Here is a 16,417-nt window from a genome sequence, read left to right as displayed (position 1 = left end):
GTTCAAGGATGGCCCATGTTCGACTGGAATGACCTGCGCTACTTTCTGGAACTGCAACGCAGCGGCCGTTTGCTCACCGCCGCACGACGCCTGAACACCACCCATGCCACTGTGGCCCGGCACATCGAAGCCATCGAGAAAAGCCTGGGCACTGCGTTGTTTGTCCAGCATGCCCAGGGTTATGAACTGACCCCCGCGGGCGAATCGTTGCTCAAGCACGCCGAAGCCATGGAAAACGTGGCGCTACTGGCTCAGGAGGACATCACCCAGTCCAGCGCGCCCTTGGGCAAGATCCGCGTGGGGGTGACGGAAGGGCTGGGCATCATGTTTTTAGCCAGCCGCATGGACGGTCTGTTCCAGCGCTATCCGGGGCTGGAGGTGGAGTTGGTGGCGGTGCCGCGTTTTGTCAGCATCCTCAACCGCGAAGTGGAAATCAGCATTCACCTCGAACGCCCGGTGGCCGACCTGCTGGTGACCCGCAAGCTCACCGACTACAGTCTGGCGCTCTACGCCAGTCAGGCCTACCTGGACCGCTCGCCACCGTTGCGCAGTCGCGAAGACCTGGCCCGCCATGCCTGGATCGGGTATGTCGACGACCTGCTGTTCAGCCAGGAACTGATGTTTCTCAACAGCTTTTGCCGCAACCCTCGGGTGGTGTTCCACAGCACCAGCGTCATCGCCCAGCAACAGGCTGCACGCTCGGGATTGGGGATTGCCGTACTGCCTTGCTACATGGCCAGCGGCGACCCGGCCCTGGTCCCCTTGCTGCCCGATGAAACCATCCGCCGCAGCTACTGGATCAGCACCCGCCGCGAACTGCACAAATCCGTGCGCCTGCGGGTGCTCTGGGATTATGTGGTGCAGTTGTGCGAGCGCGAGCAGGGGCTGCTGCTGCCCTGATCGCCAATGTCCCTGGCCATCGATCATCCAGCGCTGGCCGCGCAAGTCCCCTTTTATGGCCCCCAATGACCTCAAGCCAACGCGCGGGCGTGCCTTAGTGTGAGTCTGTCTGACCCAACACAATAAAGGCGTGCTCATTGCGCCACCAAGAGGGGCCCCATGTCGGTACCAACGTCTTCAGCCTGGACTCACGCCGCGGCGATTCTTTCGCTTGGCGTATTGCTCGCCGGTTGCGGCGAAGAGGCCAAAACGAGCCCGCCCAGGGCCTTAACGAGTGTGCCTGCCGACGGAGCGCTGGCACAAATCTACGACAGCAGTTGCAAGCTCTGCCACGCCAACCCCGGTGCCGGAGCGCCCCTGACCGGCGACGCCAACGCCTGGGCGCCGCGAGTGGCCCAGGGCAGCGACACCCTGCTTGATCACACGATCAACGGCTACAACGGCATGCCGCCGATGGGGCTGTGCATGCACTGTTCCGAAGAGCAGTTCCTGGCCCTGATCGGCTTCATGTCCGGCCAGCCATTGCAATGACCAACAGGGGAACGACGGCATGACGATGGACTATTCACGGCGCCAGTGGCTGCAACGGGCCGCCGCTGTCGCGGCCCTCACGGCGCTGGGCAGCCAGGGCGCCCTGGCCGAGTTGATGCGCGCCCCGCGACTGATTCCGTGGCGCAATTGGTCCGGTGCGCAAAGTTGCCTGCCGGCAGCGCGTCTGGCTCCCAAGAATCTGGATGAACTGGTGCAAATCGTGGCCCGCGCCGAAGGGCGGATTCGTCCGGTGGGTTCAGGCCATTCCTTCAGCGCCCTGGTGCCCACGGACGGGACTTTGCTGTCGCTGAGTTTTTTCAGCGGTCTGCTGGATCACGATGCCGTCAGCCTGCAGGCCGAGTTCGGTGGCGGCACGCCCATGTCGCGCATGGGCCCGGCGCTCAAGGCCATTGGTCAGGCGCTACCGAACATGGCCGACGTGGATTACCAGACCCTGGCCGGGGCCATCGCCACCTCGACCCACGGCACCGGCAAGGCATTCGGTTCGTATTCGGCGCAGGTGGTCGGGCTGCAACTGGTGACGGCCGGCGGCGAGGTGCTTGATTGCGATGCCAACCGCCATCCCGAAGTGTTCAAGGCCGGGCGGGTGTCACTGGGTGCGCTGGGGCTGGTGACCCGTGTGCGTTTGCAGAACCGTCCTGCTTATCGGCTGCGCGAGCGCCAGTGGGTGGCGAAAACCGAAGAGTTGCTCGAGGACCTGGACACCAACACTCGGGACAACCAGCATTGGGAAATGCAGGTGGTCACCCATTCCGACTATGCGTTGTCGATTGCCTTGAACGAAACCACCGATCCGGCCACTGCACCGGTGAGCCCCGAGGAGGAGGGTGGCAACGAATTCGTCACCCTGATCGAAAAGCTCGACAAGTATGGCAGCGACTTTCCGACGATCCGGCGCACGTTGCTCAACAGCCTGCGACTGGTGGCCGACTTCGAGGATCGGGTTGGCGATTCCCACGACATCTACGCCAATGCGCGCACCGTGCGCTTCAACGAGATGGAATATTCGGTGCCAGCTGAACACGGTCCGGCGTGCCTGCGGGAAATCCTCAAACTGATCCGCGACAAAGACCTGCGCACCTGGTTTCCCATCGAATACCGCTACGTGAAGGCCGACGACATCGCCCTGAGCATGTTCGAAGGCCGCGACAGTTGTTCGATCTCCGTGCACCAGCATTACCAGATGGACCATCACAATTTCTTCGCCGCCATCGAGCCGGTCTTCTGGAAATACCAGGGGCGCCCGCATTGGGGAAAACTGCATTCCTTGAACGCCAGGACGCTCCAGGCGCTCTACCCACGCTGGAATGAGTTTGCCCAGGTGCGCCAGGCCCTGGACCCTGGCGGAAAATTCCTCAACGGGCATCTTTCAACAATTCTGGGAGCGAGCTGATGGGTTTCAATCGTCGAGGGTTCCTGGCTGGGACGGTGGGCGCCGGACTGTTGCTGGCCGGCGTCGGTGCCTGGCTGCGACCGCGGGACCAGGGCGGGCCGTACAGCGATTATTTCCGCCAGTTGAACCGGGAACTCAAGGCCCACGGTCCCATGCGACCGGTGATGCTGATTGACCTGGACCGACTCGATCACAACATCGACGTGGTAATGGCCTCGGTCCGGCGCGCCGGCAAACAGCTGCGCTTGGTGGAGAAGTCCCTGCCATCGCCGGGGCTGTTGAACTACATTGGCCAGCGAGCCGAGACTCGACGGTTGATGTCGTTCCACCAACCGTTTCTCAACCACGATGCGTTGCAGTTTCCCACGGCTGATATTTTGCTGGGCAAACCTCTCCCAGTGCGCAGCGCCGCGTTGTTCTATGAGCTTCACAAAGGACCCTTCGATCCGTCACGCCAGTTGCAGTGGCTGCTGGACACACCTGAACGGCTTGAGCAATACCGGGCCCTGGCCCAGGGGCTTGGTACTCGCTTGCGGATCAATATCGAACTGGATGTAGGCCTGCACCGGGGCGGAGTAGCCGACGATGCCACGCTGGAGGCGATGCTCAAGCTGATCCGGGCGAACCCGACGCACTTGGAATTTGCCGGGTTCATGGGCTACGACCCGTTCGTGGGCATGGGCGTGCCCGAGCTGCTGGCAACCCATCAGGAGCTGCTGGCGCGGGTCATGGCGATCTACACCGCACGGGTGGATTTCGTGCGTCTGCGCTACCCCGACCTCTGGCATCCTGGCCTGACCCTCAACACCGCCGGCAGCCCCAGCTATCGCTTGCACGAACGGGAGAAACTGAGCAGTGAAGTCTCGGTGGGCACGGCCATGCTCAAACCCAGCCACTACGACCTGCCATCGTTGAGCGAGCACGTTCCGGCGGCCTACATCGCCACGCCTGTCTTGAAGCGCACCGGCCCGGTCAACATCCCCGCGCTGGACGACAAGTCGCGGATTTTTTCCTGGTGGGACGTGAACCAGCGCGGGACTTTTTTCATCTACGGCGGCAACTGGATGGCCAATCTCGAATCACCCTCAGGCTTGAAGCACAACGACCTCTACGGTCGCAGCTCCAATCAGGAAATGGTCAATGGTTCTGAAACGGTGGGGCTGGCGGTGGAGGACCAGGTGTTCCTACGACCGACCCAGAGCGAGTCGGTGCTGTTGCAGTTCGGTGATCTGCTGGCCGTGCGCGGAGGGCGGATAGTCGAGATGTGGCCGGTCTATAACTGACGACGGATCCTGTGGGAGCGAGCCTGCTCGCGATGACGGCGGTACATTCAGCATCAATGTAGGCCGATCCACCGCTATCGCGAGCAGGCTCGCTCCCACAAGGGATTGCTGGTGAGCCTGCCGGAACCGAATAGAGCGTTCACAACGCAAACGGAATACTGATCTTGGCCCAGAGCATTTCGCCTTCGGGGCGGTTCTCTACGTTGAACTCCTTGGCCCAGCGGATCTCGGCGCTGGCGTATTTGAGAAAGGTCAGGTGCAGCGCCGGACCGATGGCGAACACCTGGCCGCGCACGCCGTCATCCACGTCCTGACCGGCGAACTGCACGGTGCGGCCGTATTGTTTGTCGTCGGTGGTCTGCTTGAGGTAGTAACCGTTGAGCCCCAGCATCACGTTGTCCGTCAGCCGGTAACTGGCGGAATAATCGAAGTGGAAAATCTGCCCTGAGCGGTAGTCGGTGTCCTTGTTCTCGCGATTGAAACTGTAAGTGCTTTTCATCGACACCTCGGTGTTTTCCGTGGGCAACCAGGTGAAGGAAAACAGCGGCTTGTAGGTGTAGAAATTGGTGCTGGTGTTGGCCAGGCGGTCGGTGCTGTATTCGCCGGTCGGCACGGTGATTTCCAGTGCGGCGGCCAGGGTCAGGTTTTTGCCCATGTCCCACAGCACGATGGGCGAAATGGTGGTGTCGCCCATGCCTTCGCGAGTGTCCTGCAGGCCGAACACCGAGATTTCCTGTTTGATCCAGGGCTGGCCAACGTAGATACCCAGGCGTCCACCGGCCACCCGCAAAGGGCTCAGGTAATCGATCCGGGGGACCACCGCCGTGGATTCGATTTCGACATCCGGGACTTCGCCGCCCAACGAACTGATGTTGAATTTCCTGGCCTTGTAATGGTTGTAGTAGAGGTTGAACGCAAACATGTGGTCGGGAAGGTTGCCGACGTCCAGCGGCAACACGAAGAAACCGTCGGTGCCGGTGCCGATGTTATCGACTCCGGTTTCGGTGGCCAGGGCCGGCAGGGCACAGGCCAGGCCGAGGGTCAGTTGCAAGGCGAATGTCGTGCGGGTCGGGTTCATGCGGGGGCTCATTATTATTGTTGGAAATGCACCAAAGGTCCGAGCCATACAAATAAGCCGTTCGCCGCCGGTAGGGCAGGGTATTGGCGGCCACACAGGGGACATGGGCGGCCAGATTTTTGTGCCCCTCTATACGCTGGGTCATGCTAACGTTTATGAAACAACCGGTTACAAAAACGCCGCCTAACGTACCCCGGAACCCGCCCATGCAGATGAAAGTCATCGACCCGACCTATGAACTGGCGCTGGTGTCGCCGTTTCTTTTGCAAACCTTGGCCGACGTGGTGGCAGACCAGGGTTTCGATGCCGCCAGCCTGTGTCGCGGCCTTGGTTTCGGGCTCGACGATCTGCAGGATCCTGCCCAGCGGATTTCCTATCGCCAGGCCGTGGTCATGATCCAGCGGGCGCTCAAGCTGTTGCCTGATCGGGGCCTGGGCTTGTGGGTTGGCGATCGCAATGTATTGGGTACCCTGGGCCTGCTGGGCCACGTGTTGTCGCTGTGCGAAACCCTGCGCGATGTCTTTGCCCTGGGGATTCGGTATCAACACACCACCGGCGGTATCGCAGTATCGAGTGTTGAAGAGGCCAGTGACCGGATCATGGTCGAGGCGACTTGCCGCCTGCCTTTTGCCGAGGTCCAGGTTTTTGCGGTCGAAGAGTTTTTCGCCAGCCTGATGGTGTACGGCAGGGCGTTGGCAGGTCCTGACTTCAGGCCCCAGGCCGTGGAGTTCATGCACGCTGCGCCGTCTTATGCCCAGGAATACCATCGGGTCCTGGGGCCGGATGTGCGTTTCGGTTGTCGTCACAATCGCATGCTGATCGATGCCTGCTGGCTCGGCGTACGCCTGCCCAACCATCATCCGCTGGCCTTGCGTCAGGCCCTGGCCTTGCTGGAACAGGAGGCCACTGAGGTCCATCGCAAGATCGATCTGATCCAGGCGGTGGAGCGGGCGATTGCCCGGGACCTGACCCGTGGCAGCCACATCGAGAAAATCGCCAGCGACCTCAACATGAGCAGCCGCACCCTGCGCCGACGCTTGACCGAGCACAACCTGACCTTCGAAGCCTTGCTGGAACAGGTGCGTCGTGGCCGGACCCTGAACCTGCTGGCCAACCCCGACTGGTCCATCGAGCGCATCACCGAAGAGGTCGGCTACAGCGATGTGCGCAGTTTCCGCCGGGCGTTCCGGCGCTGGACCGGGATGAGCCCGAGCGCGTTTCGGACCGAGGGGTCGACACCGGCTTAGCCGGGACGGTCAATGGTCGGCTCCCTGTGGTTGACTGACTGGCGGTGCTTGTCAGAAAAAACCGACAAGAGTACAAATGTACTCCATGACGACTCTCACCCCCCGCCGTACCGCCATCCTGACCTTCATCCGCGAACGCATCGCCGAGCAGGGGCAGCCCCCCAGCCTCGCTGAAATCAGCGAGGCGTTCGGTTTCGCCTCCCGCAGCGTGGCGCGCAAGCATGTGCTGGCGTTGACCGAAGCCGGTTTCATCGAAGTCAATCCGCACCAGGCCCGGGGTATTCGCTTGCTGAACCAGCCGCCGCGTCCCGAGCTGCTGGACGTACCGGTGCTGGGGCGGGTGGCCGCCGGCCTGCCGATCGGTGCGGATGCCGAGGTCCACAGTCGCCTGATGCTCGACCCGGCGATGTTCACCAAGGCGCCGGATTACCTGCTACGGGTCCAGGGGGACTCGATGATCGAGGATGGCATTCTCGACGGCGACCTGGTGGGCGTGCAGCGTACGCCCCAGGCCTCCAACGGTCAGATCGTCGTGGCGCGCCTGGACGGTGAAGTCACCATCAAGCGCTTCGAGCGAATCGGCGAGCGGATACGTTTGCTGCCGCGCAACCCGGCCTACCAGCCGATCATTGTCGAAGCCGACCAGGACCTGGCCATCGAAGGCGTGTTCTGTGGCTTGCTGAGGCAAGGCTGATGGGCGCTGTCGTTGCGCTGGACACGCTGTTCAACGGTGGCCAGGTCTGGAAGGGCCGGCCCGCGCCCCCGGCTGCCAGCCCGCAGCCCACCGGTCATGCGGCCCTGGACGCGGCGTTGCCCAGCGGTGGCTGGCCGGAAGCGGCGCTGACGGAACTGCTGGTCGCCGCGCCGGGCGTGGGCGAGTTGCAACTGGTCTGGCCAACCTTGGCGCGACTGACGGCGGCGGGGGAGCGGATCGTGCTGGTGGCGCCGCCATTCGTGCCCTATCCGCAGGCCTGGCAGAACGCTGGGGTGGACCTGCGCCAGTTGTCAGTGATCCGGGCCGATGAGCGCGATGCCTTGTGGGCCGCCGAACAATGCCTGCGTTCGGGCAGTTGTGGCGCGGTGCTGTGCTGGCCCCGCCAGGCTGATGATCGCGCCCTGCGCCGCTTGCAAGTGGCGGCGGAAACCGGCCAGACCCTGGCGTTCGCCTGGCGCTCGATTCAGGAAGCCATCAACCCCTCGCCGGCGGCCCTGCGCATCGCCATCGATGGCCGGCCAGGGCAATTGCGGGTGCTCAAGTGCCGGGGCGGACTGGCCCGTTCCACGCCCATTGCCTTCGCCACGCTCAGCACACCGACCGAGCATTGAGGTTGCGATGCGCTGGGTCTGCATACTCTTCCCGCAACTGGCGCTGGACGCCGCGCTGCGTCAGCGGCCCGATCCCGACGAGCCCTTGGCGCTGTTGACCGGTCCGGCCCAGCGCCGGGTCCTGCAAGCGGTCAATGACCCGGCACGGGCCCTGGGTTTGCGCCCCGGCCAGACCATGACGGCCGCCCAGGCCCTGAGCAAAGGCTTCGCCACGGCCGAATACGATGCGGCGCAGATCGAACACTGGCAACAGTTCCTGGCGGCCTGGGCCTACCGTTTCAGCTCCCAGGTCAGCGTGCATTACCCGCGCACGGTGGTGTTCGAGATCGAGTCGAGCCTGGGCCTGTTCGGCCCCTGGCCGGTGTTCGAGAAGCGCCTGCGGGCCGAGCTGACGCAACTGGGATTCCGGCATCGCATTGTCGCCGCCCCCAACCCGGTGGCGGCGCGGGTGTTGGCCAATGCCTACGACGCCCTGGTGGTGCCCGATATTGAAACCCTGCAAGCCTGCCTGGGGCAGATGCCGGTGGAGCGTATCGGCCTGGAACCCGACGTCGCCACGGCACTGTCACGCATGGGGCTGCGCCAGTTGAGCCAGGTCCAGGCCTTGCCCCGACACACCCTGGCGCGGCGTTTTGAGGCCCAGGTGCTCAAGCATCTTGACGCGCTGACGGGCAGCCGCACCCTGGCGCTGTCGTTTTACCTGCCGCCGGACCGTTTCGATGTGCGCATCGAGCTCAATTACGACGTGCAATCCCACCAGGCGTTGTTGTTTCCGTTGCGCCGGTTGACCGGTGATCTCTCGGCTTTCCTGTGCGGTCGCGACAGCGGCGTGCAACGCTTTGACCTGCGCCTGGAACACGCCGGGTTGCCGGACACGCTGATCAAGGTCGGCTTGCTCAGCGCCGAGCGGGATCCTGCGATGCTTTTCGAACTGGCTCGTGGTCGGCTGGAACAGGTGCAGGTCGAGGCACCGGTACGTGGCTTTCGCTTGTGTGCTGAAGACCTGCCCAGTTTCGTGCCCCAACGCCTGGAGCTGTTCGACGAGCGCCCCCAGCAGTCCTTGCCTTGGGAGCAATTGCGCGAGCGGCTGCGGGCCCGGCTGGGGGACGACGCAGTGCAGGGCCTGGGGTTTCGCGATGACCATCGGCCTGAATGTGCCTGGCAGATGACCTCTCAGCGCCAGCCCCAGGCATGTCCGGTGCGCGAGGGCGTCCGGCGTCCCGGCTGGCTGCTGGACGAACCCCAGGCCTTGCAGGAGAGCCAGGCGCGAATCCTCATGGGCCCGGAGCGCATCGAGTCCGGCTGGTGGGACGGCGCCGACGTGCGCCGTGATTACTATCTGATCGAAACCCGCGCGGGCCAACGGGGCTGGGCCTATCGACCGGTGGGCGAGGGTGGCCCGCTGTGGCTGCAGGGCTGGTTCGCATGAACATCGAATATGTCGAGCTGCATTGCCTGTCGAACTTCAGTTTCCAGCGCGGTGCCTCCAGCGCCCTGGAGCTGTGCCGTCGTGCGCAACAACAAGGTTACAAGGCCCTGGCAATCACCGATGAGTGCACCCTGGCCGGGATTGTCCGGGCCTGGCAGGCTGCCCGGGAGCTGGACCTGCACTTGATCATCGGCAGTGAGATCCAGATCGAGAACGGTCCGAAACTGGTGCTGCTGGTGGAAAATCTGCAAGGCTATCAAGCCTTGTGCCGGCTGATCACCCGCGCCCGCCGCCGCAGCGAGAAAGGTCGCTATCGCATCGTGCGAGAAGACTTCGACGAGCCCTTGCCGGGGTTGCTGGCGTTGTGGGTGCCCGGTGACAACGATTCCGAAGAGCAGGGGCGCTGGTTGCGGAAGATATTTGCCGAGCGCTTGTGGCTGTCGGTCCAGTTGCATTGCGGGCAGGACGACCGGCGTCGGCTGGCGGACTTGCTAGCGCTGGCCGAGCGTTTGGACCTTCCGGCCGTGGCCACGGGAGACGTGCACATGCATGTGCGCGGCCGGCGCGCCCTGCAGGACACCATGACCGCCATCCGGCACCACGTCACGGTGGCCGAGGCCGGCCAGCGCTTGCACCCCAACGGTGAGCGCCACCTGCGCAGTCTCCCGGCCCTGGCCGAAATCTACCCGCGCGCCTTGCTCGACGAAACGTTGAACATCGCCCGGCGCTGTACGTTCGACCTTGGCCAACTGCGTTATCAATACCCCCGTGAACTGGTGCCTGAGGGGCATGATCCAGCGTCCTGGCTGCGGGAATTGACCGAACGCGGTATGCGCGAGCGATGGGCCAAGGGTGTGGAAGACAAAGTACGGGTACAAATCGATAAAGAACTGACTCTGATCGCCGATCTGGGCTACGACAGCTATTTCCTCACCGTGCAGGACATCGTCAGCTTCGCCCGCAGCCGCAATATTCTTTGTCAGGGGCGTGGCTCGGCGGCCAACTCGGCGGTGTGCTACGCCTTGGGGATCACCGAAATCGACCCGAGCCAGACCAGCATGCTGTTCGAGCGATTCCTGTCCCGGGAGCGCAACGAGCCGCCGGACATCGACGTCGATTTTGAACACGAGCGTCGTGAAGAAGTGCTGCAGTACGTGTTCCAGCGCTACGGTCGCCATCGTGCGGCATTGACGGCGGTGGTCAGCAGCTACCACGGTGCCGGCGCGGTGCGGGACGTCGCCAAGGCCTTGGGCTTGCCGCCGGATCAGGTCAACGCGCTGGCCGACTGTTGTGGGCGCTGGAGTGACGAGGCGCCGCCGGTGGATCGCCTGCGCGAAGGTGGCTTCGACCCGGACAGCCCGGTGTTGCGCCGGGTCCTGAGCCTGACCCAACAACTGATCGGTTTTCCCCGGCATCTGTCCCAGCACCCTGGCGGCTTCGTGATCTCCGAACAGCCTCTGGACACTCTGGTGCCGGTGGAGAACGCCGCTATGGCCGAGCGCACCATCATCCAGTGGGACAAGGACGACCTGGACGCGGTCGGGTTGCTCAAGGTGGATATCCTGGCCTTGGGCATGCTCAGTGCAATTCGTCGCTGTTTTGATCTGATCGCGCAGTACCGCGGCCAGCACTACACCTTGGCGACGTTGCCCAAGGACGACGCGGCCACTTACGAGATGATCACCCGCGCCGACACCATTGGTGTGTTCCAGATCGAGTCGCGCGCGCAGATGGCGATGCTGCCTCGGCTCAAACCCGAGTCCTTTTATGATCTGGTTATCGAAGTGGCCATCGTGCGACCGGGGCCGATCCAGGGCGGGATGGTGCACCCGTATCTGCGGCGTAAAAACAAGGAAGAGGCGGTGACTTACCCCTCCAAAGCGTTGGAAGAAGTGCTCAAGCGCACCTTGGGCGTGCCCCTGTTTCAGGAGCAGGTCATGCAGATCGCCATCGTTGCGGCGGATTACAGCCCCGGCGAAGCTGACCAGTTGCGTCGTTCCATGGCGGCCTGGAAACGCCACGGCGGCCTGGAACCGCATCGGGAACGCCTGGCGGCGGGGATGGCGAAAAACGGCTACACCGCCGAATTCGCCGCGCAGATATTTGAACAGATCAAGGGGTTCGGCAATTACGGTTTTCCAGAGTCCCATGCCGCCAGCTTCGCCTTGCTGACCTACGCCAGCAGTTGGCTCAAATGCCATGAACCGGCGGCGTTCGCCTGTGCCCTGATCAACAGCTGGCCCATGGGGTTCTACAGCCCGGATCAGATTCTGCAGGATGCCCGCCGGCATCAGTTGCAGATCCGCCCGGTGGACGTGCGCGCCAGTGACTGGGATTGCAGCCTCGAACCCATGGAAGGCCGACAACCGGCGCTTCGCCTGGGGTTGCGCATGATCAAGGGCTTTCGCCAAGAGGATGCCCATCGCATCGAAGCGGCCCGCCGGCATCGGCCCTTCAGTGACGTGGCCGACCTTGGCGAGCGCGCGCAACTCGATGCCCGGGCCCAGGCGCAACTGGCCGACGCCGGTGCCTTGCGGGGCTTGGCCGGTGATCGTCATCGCGCTCGCTGGGAGGTGGCCGGGGTACAGAAACAACTGGGCTTGTTCGCCGGTTTGCCCAGCCAGGAAGAACCGCCCGTGGACCTGCCAAAACCTACGGTGGGGGAGAATCTGTTCGCCGATTACGCCAGCGTCGGTACGACACTGGGCCCCCATCCACTGGCTTTGCTGCGCCCCGAACTGCGCGCCCGGCGCTGTCGCAGCTCGCGGGAACTGCAGGATGTGGAGCATGGCCGCAACGTCAGCGTCGCCGGGCTGGTCACCGGCCGCCAACGGCCAGGCACGGCCAGCGGCGTGACGTTCGTCACTCTGGAAGATGAGTTTGGCAACCTCAACGTGGTGGTCTGGCGCGATCTGGCCGAGCGCCAACGCAAAGCGTTGGTGGGTTCGCAATTGCTCAGGGTCGACGGGCGTTGGGAAAGTGTCGGTGAGGTTCGTCACCTGATCGCCGGCCGCCTGAGCGACCTGACCGAGTTGCTGGCGGGTATCCAGGTGCATAGCCGCGATTTCCGCTGAACCCAGCTGCCACCCAGCAAGCATGTTCCCAGTCTGGACAGGTTTGCATCATGACCTGCCCATGAAACCAAACGCCAGCGCAGCGCTCGAAGCTCTGAGCACAAGGGACTTGTGGTATGCCGATTCCCTGCTGGCATTTTCGAGGTTCAGAATCGACTCATGCAGTTCTTATCCCAGAATCATGGATGCCCCGGTTGGGGCGGTGAAATGGCCGGGCGTATCCGGTCGTTCGATTGGAGCCAGACCGAACTGGGCGCCATCGAGCACTGGTCCGCCAGTCTGCGCAGCGCAGTCCAGGTGCTGCTGGCGTCGCCTTTGCCGATGGTCATGTTGTGGGGCCGTCAGGGCTTCATGATCTACAACGATGCTTATGCCGAGTTCGCCGGCGGGCGCCATCCGTACCTGCTGGGCTGCGCGGTAGAGTTGGGCTGGCCGGAGGTGGCCGAATTCAATCGGCACGTACTGGATGTCTGCCTGGCTGGTGGCACCTTGTCCTATCGCAGCAAAGAGCTGGTACTGCTACGCAATGGCAAGCCCGAAGATGTCTGGATGGACCTTTATTACAGCCCGGTGCCCGACGATGATCAGTCTCCGGGCGGCGTTTTGGCGATCGTCGTGGAAACCACCGAGCTTGTGCTGACCGAGCGTGCCCGCCAGGAGGCCGAACGCAGCTACCGCGCCGTCAACGAGCGCATTCAGTTGGCCCTCTCGGCCGGGCCACTGCTGGGGTCGTTTGTCTGGGACATCCAGAACGACACACTTTCCGGCGATGAGCGTTTTTCCCGCACGTTCAATTACCCGCCAGACACGCCGCTGGATGCACTGCCTGTCGAGATTGCCCGCCAGAACATCCACCCCGATGACCTGGAGGAGGTGAACCGGCGGGTCGAACTGACCTTGCGCACCGGAACCCCCTACAACGCTGAGTATCGGGTGCGTCGACTCGGCGGTGATTACCTGTGGGTGCTGGCCAGCGGCCGATGTGAATTCGATACGTTGGGCCGGCCGTTGCGTTTCCCCGGTGTGCTGATTGATATCAACGAACGCAAGGAGGCTGAAGCCTCACTGCTCAAGTTCACCCGTGATCTGGAGCAGCGTGTCGCCGAGGAAGTGCATGCGCGGTTGACGGCTGAAGAGCAGTTGCGCCAGTCGCAGAAACTCGAAGCCATTGGCGGACTCACCGGCGGTGTGGCTCACGACTTCAACAACTTGCTGCAGGTGATCGCCGGCAACCTGCACCTGTTGGCTCGCCACGAACCGCAAAACGCCAATGTGCAGCGGCGGGTCAGTGCCTCCATCGAAGCGGTGGAGCGGGGTGCCAAACTGTCCTCGCAATTGTTGGCGTTTGCCCGCCGCCAACCGTTGTCACCGGCGGTCTACAACCCACGACGAATCTTCGACGGTCTGGGCGAATTGTTGCAGCGGGCCTTGGGCGAAACCATCCAGATCGAAGTGACCTTGCCCGCCGAGCCCTGGTGCATCCACGTCGATCGCAATCAGCTTGAAAACGCTTTGCTGAACCTGGCGATCAATGCCCGCGATGCCATGTGTGGTGAGGGCACCATCGGCCTGATCGGCGAAAACATCGTGCTCGACGAATCGTCCTGCGCCGGTAAAGACATTCCGGCCGGTGACTATGTGCGCCTGTCGGTGATCGACCGCGGCGCGGGCATGCCACCCGATGTCCTGGACCATGTGTTCGAGCCGTTTTTCACCACCAAGACTGACGGCCAGGGCACCGGGCTTGGGTTGAGCATGGTGTTCGGGTTCGTCAAGCAAAGTGGCGGGCATATCGAGATTACCAGTGACGTGGGAGAGGGCACGCGAGCGCAGATGTATTTCCCCCGCAGTCGGCAACCTGAAACAGGTGAAGAGGCGCCCCACGGCCCGCTTCTGGCCGGTGGGCAAGAGACGATTCTGGTGGTGGAGGATAACGAAGAGGTGCGCAGCGCGTCGGTGGAGCTGCTGGAACAGTCCGGTTATCGAACCCTCACGGCCGCCAACGCTGATGCGGCCATGGCGCTTTTGCTCGAAGGTGCCTCGGTGGATCTGATTTTTACCGATGTGGTCATGCCTGGCCTGATCAAGAGCTCTGACCTGGCGGCCTGGGCCAGGGTACAGACTCCGCCTATGCCCATACTGTTCACCTCGGGCCACACTCGGGACATCATTTCCCGCAACCACCAATTGAGCCCCGATACCCATCTGCTGAGCAAACCTTACGGCCCGGATGCCTTGATCACCATGGTGAGGACTGTGTTGGGCAGTTGATCGCGGCGCGCTAAACAAATGGAACCGAAGCCGCCATGCCACCTTCAAATGACCATGACCGGTCATCAATCCGGCCTGTCATGAATGAGGTGCCTATGAACCAAGATCCTGCAAACACCCAGCAACAAGGCCAGACGCAGGCCCCGTCACCGCGCAATGATCCGGCGATCGATCCTCAGGTTTCCCCTGAGCCCGCTGGCACCCAGCCAGTCAGCCCGGCTGGGGCAGGCAAGGCCCAAAGCGCCGACAGCGAAGTCGATCAAAAACATCACCACCAGGACAACGACAACACCTTCAGCCCTGGCTTCAAGCCTGACCCGGACCGCCCGGAATCCGGTGAGAGCACTGACGCCGATATCGATACGGATGGCGGTTAGCCAATGAGCCCTGCTTCTTTTCTTGAAGCTGGGCTTTCGGATTTCACGACGCCGTTGGGTGGCTGGCGCATCTATTGAGTGGATGAGTGAGGCGACAGGTCCATCCGATACCCAGCCCCCGGCTTGCCTTCATGTAATGCCGACTGGATTTTTTCATACAATGCATTGGCCTCGGCAGTCGTGATTGACCGCGAGCAATCCCGCAATACGACGCGCAACAGAGCATTTTCCTGGCCGGGTAACAGCCCGAGTCGCTCGATGGCTTGTGGTGGTAATTCAGACGAAGTCCAACGACCTTTGACTTGCATCTCCTCAATCCAACCAGAGCAGTCGCCAGCCGCCTGGAGCATTTTCTCAGTCAGTACTTCCTCACTCAAACCCGGAGTCACGGCCACTGAAATGTCCCGAGTAATTGAAGGCAAACGCGAAACCGTACTCCAAGGACGTAAGTCTTGCATCTGGGCCTGAACTCGCTCATTAGGGTCACGCAACAGGCGAATATCCGGGATTCCCTTTCGTAGCATAGTCAACCGGTCCAGCCCCATCCCCAACGCCAGACCGCCATGACGCTGCGCATCGATTCCCAGCCGTTGCAATAACGAAGTGGCAATAAGCCCACACTCCAGCACTTCGACAGCAGAACCATCGTTTATCACATTCACCTCAATGCCACCTTCGGTGTAATGATGCGGACTGTCGCTGTAAACCCAAGGTTTATCGGGGACGGCGACCCCAAGGATATCGCCGACCAAGCGCAAAAGGTGTCCGCGCGCCGAGAGCTCGGGTTCACCCAGCACCCATATGTCCATCTGATGTGGCTCGGCGCAGTGCCAACGATCACGACTGTCGCGGCGGAACGTGATGCCCGGAGCGGCCAGCAAAATGACCTCTCCAGGCTTGCGTTCCTGAGCCGAACGTTGCAGCACAATTGGAATCTGGCTAGTGGTTTGTGTACGCAACAGTGAATGTTCGTCTATCCACCGGGTGTGTTCGCTGCCTAGAGTGATTTCTGCCGGGTCATAACCGAGCAGTCCGTAGTTCTCTTCGGCGGATACGATTCGTGGGCCGGTCTGTATTAGAGCCTGCGGCCACCCAGCACTGACCAGCCCTTCAATTATTTCGTTCATGATCAGGCGGACTGCATGTGCGGGCGAGTGCGCCTCAGTCAGATCTGTAATGGATAACGCCTGCTGAAGCGCGACGTCAGTCAGGTATTTCTTGGTAACACCCATTATTGGCCCCTTTGAATCAGTGTTTGCTACGGCTTGAACAGTCGGAGGAAAAACCTATCAACACTAGACCAAACAAACAACTTAATAAGGCGGATTTTAGTGTTTTCAGAACTCAGCTACAGATGCTTCCTACATAAATAATCTATTTTTATTGTCTGCTATTCTCAGTAGAAGTATTGGTTCTAAAAAGCGATCAAAAAATCATTTAAAAATCAGCATGAATTTGAGCTAATACGACCACCCCCTTGAGCCGCA

General features: G+C 62.1%; 13 protein-coding genes. 11 read left to right on the top strand and 2 right to left on the bottom strand.

Translation table 11 applies throughout. From position 1 onward, the window contains the following. Positions 1-15 precede the first annotated feature (15 nt). From GKKCFE_RS15495 to GKKCFE_RS15480, 4 genes are all read left to right on the top strand, one after another. The gene (locus tag GKKCFE_RS15495; RefSeq protein ID WP_445576789.1) at positions 16-900 is read left to right on the top strand and encodes a LysR family transcriptional regulator; all 885 of its coding nucleotides are present in this window, start codon (positions 16-18) and stop codon (positions 898-900) included. Between the two features lie 159 nt (positions 901-1,059). Further along, the gene (locus GKKCFE_RS15490) at positions 1,060-1,431 is read left to right on the top strand and encodes a c-type cytochrome (protein ID WP_047227803.1); all 372 of its coding nucleotides are present in this window, start codon (positions 1,060-1,062) and stop codon (positions 1,429-1,431) included. Between the two features lie 115 nt (positions 1,432-1,546). Next, positions 1,547-2,845, top strand: coding sequence for a D-arabinono-1,4-lactone oxidase (locus tag GKKCFE_RS15485; RefSeq protein WP_274091027.1), 1,299 nt, complete (start codon positions 1,547-1,549; stop codon positions 2,843-2,845). Between the two features lie 74 nt (positions 2,846-2,919). Further along, a complete protein-coding gene (locus tag GKKCFE_RS15480; RefSeq protein WP_445578050.1) occupies positions 2,920-4,128 on the top strand; it encodes a DSD1 family PLP-dependent enzyme in 1,209 nt (402 codons plus the stop codon). A 139-nt stretch (positions 4,129-4,267) separates the two neighbouring features. Here the strand turns inward: GKKCFE_RS15480 and GKKCFE_RS15475 are convergent, their stop codons facing one another. Next, positions 4,268-5,206, bottom strand: a complete 939-nt coding sequence (locus GKKCFE_RS15475) for a SphA family protein (protein ID WP_445576788.1) — start codon at positions 5,204-5,206, stop codon at positions 4,268-4,270. Between the two features lie 206 nt (positions 5,207-5,412). On the opposite strand from GKKCFE_RS15475, the gene GKKCFE_RS15470 reads away from it, so the two are divergent. From GKKCFE_RS15470 to GKKCFE_RS15440, 7 genes are all read left to right on the top strand, one after another. Beyond that, on the top strand, positions 5,413-6,453 hold the full coding sequence (locus GKKCFE_RS15470; RefSeq protein WP_445576787.1) for an AraC family transcriptional regulator: 1,041 nt from the start codon (positions 5,413-5,415) through the stop codon (positions 6,451-6,453). A gap of 76 nt (positions 6,454-6,529) precedes the next feature. Beyond that, the gene (lexA, locus tag GKKCFE_RS15465; RefSeq protein ID WP_047227808.1) at positions 6,530-7,147 is read left to right on the top strand and encodes a transcriptional repressor LexA; all 618 of its coding nucleotides are present in this window, start codon (positions 6,530-6,532) and stop codon (positions 7,145-7,147) included. Beyond that, entirely contained in the window at positions 7,147-7,779 is a 633-nt protein-coding gene (gene imuA, locus GKKCFE_RS15460; RefSeq protein WP_047227809.1) for a translesion DNA synthesis-associated protein ImuA, read from the top strand. Before lexA ends, imuA begins: the two co-directional genes overlap by 1 nt. Before the next feature lie 7 nt (positions 7,780-7,786). Beyond that, positions 7,787-9,208 (top strand): Y-family DNA polymerase, encoded by a 1,422-nt coding sequence (locus GKKCFE_RS15455; RefSeq protein WP_445576786.1) that lies wholly within the window; start codon positions 7,787-7,789, stop codon positions 9,206-9,208. After that, on the top strand, positions 9,205-12,282 hold the full coding sequence (locus GKKCFE_RS15450; RefSeq protein ID WP_445576785.1) for an error-prone DNA polymerase: 3,078 nt from the start codon (positions 9,205-9,207) through the stop codon (positions 12,280-12,282). Before GKKCFE_RS15455 ends, GKKCFE_RS15450 begins: the two co-directional genes overlap by 4 nt. A gap of 159 nt (positions 12,283-12,441) precedes the next feature. Continuing rightward, complete coding sequence (locus GKKCFE_RS15445; protein WP_445576784.1) at positions 12,442-14,553, top strand: ATP-binding protein; 2,112 nt, start codon at positions 12,442-12,444, stop codon at positions 14,551-14,553. Between the two features lie 95 nt (positions 14,554-14,648). Continuing rightward, positions 14,649-14,930 carry a hypothetical protein gene (locus tag GKKCFE_RS15440; protein ID WP_445576783.1) on the top strand — a complete coding sequence of 94 codons (282 nt, stop codon included), beginning with the start codon at positions 14,649-14,651 and terminating at the stop codon, positions 14,928-14,930. Between the two features lie 71 nt (positions 14,931-15,001). Here the strand turns inward: GKKCFE_RS15440 and srmL are convergent, their stop codons facing one another. Beyond that, positions 15,002-16,162 carry a PheS-related mystery ligase SrmL gene (srmL, locus tag GKKCFE_RS15435; RefSeq protein ID WP_173406788.1) on the bottom strand — a complete coding sequence of 387 codons (1,161 nt, stop codon included), beginning with the start codon at positions 16,160-16,162 and terminating at the stop codon, positions 15,002-15,004. Between the last annotated feature and the right edge of the window lie 255 nt (positions 16,163-16,417).

It is taken from the genome of Pseudomonas sp. E141 (assembly GCF_052659885.1).
Note: the sequence above shows the minus strand (reverse complement) of the source record. Positions and strands in the feature narration are given on the sequence as shown.

Coding starts and splice junctions, on each gene's coding strand:
- GKKCFE_RS15495 (WP_445576789.1), top strand. CDS start 16: ATGTTCGACTGGAATGACCTGCGCTACTTTCTGGAACTGCAACGCAGC.
- GKKCFE_RS15490 (WP_047227803.1), top strand. CDS start 1,060: ATGTCGGTACCAACGTCTTCAGCCTGGACTCACGCCGCGGCGATTCTT.
- GKKCFE_RS15485 (WP_274091027.1), top strand. CDS start 1,547: ATGCGCGCCCCGCGACTGATTCCGTGGCGCAATTGGTCCGGTGCGCAA.
- GKKCFE_RS15475 (WP_445576788.1), bottom strand. CDS start 5,206: ATGAACCCGACCCGCACGACATTCGCCTTGCAACTGACCCTCGGCCTG.
- GKKCFE_RS15470 (WP_445576787.1), top strand. CDS start 5,413: ATGCAGATGAAAGTCATCGACCCGACCTATGAACTGGCGCTGGTGTCG.
- lexA (WP_047227808.1), top strand. CDS start 6,530: ATGTACTCCATGACGACTCTCACCCCCCGCCGTACCGCCATCCTGACC.
- imuA (WP_047227809.1), top strand. CDS start 7,147: ATGGGCGCTGTCGTTGCGCTGGACACGCTGTTCAACGGTGGCCAGGTC.
- GKKCFE_RS15455 (WP_445576786.1), top strand. CDS start 7,787: ATGCGCTGGGTCTGCATACTCTTCCCGCAACTGGCGCTGGACGCCGCG.
- GKKCFE_RS15450 (WP_445576785.1), top strand. CDS start 9,205: ATGAACATCGAATATGTCGAGCTGCATTGCCTGTCGAACTTCAGTTTC.
- GKKCFE_RS15445 (WP_445576784.1), top strand. CDS start 12,442: ATGCAGTTCTTATCCCAGAATCATGGATGCCCCGGTTGGGGCGGTGAA.
- GKKCFE_RS15440 (WP_445576783.1), top strand. CDS start 14,649: ATGAACCAAGATCCTGCAAACACCCAGCAACAAGGCCAGACGCAGGCC.
- srmL (WP_173406788.1), bottom strand. CDS start 16,162: ATGGGTGTTACCAAGAAATACCTGACTGACGTCGCGCTTCAGCAGGCG.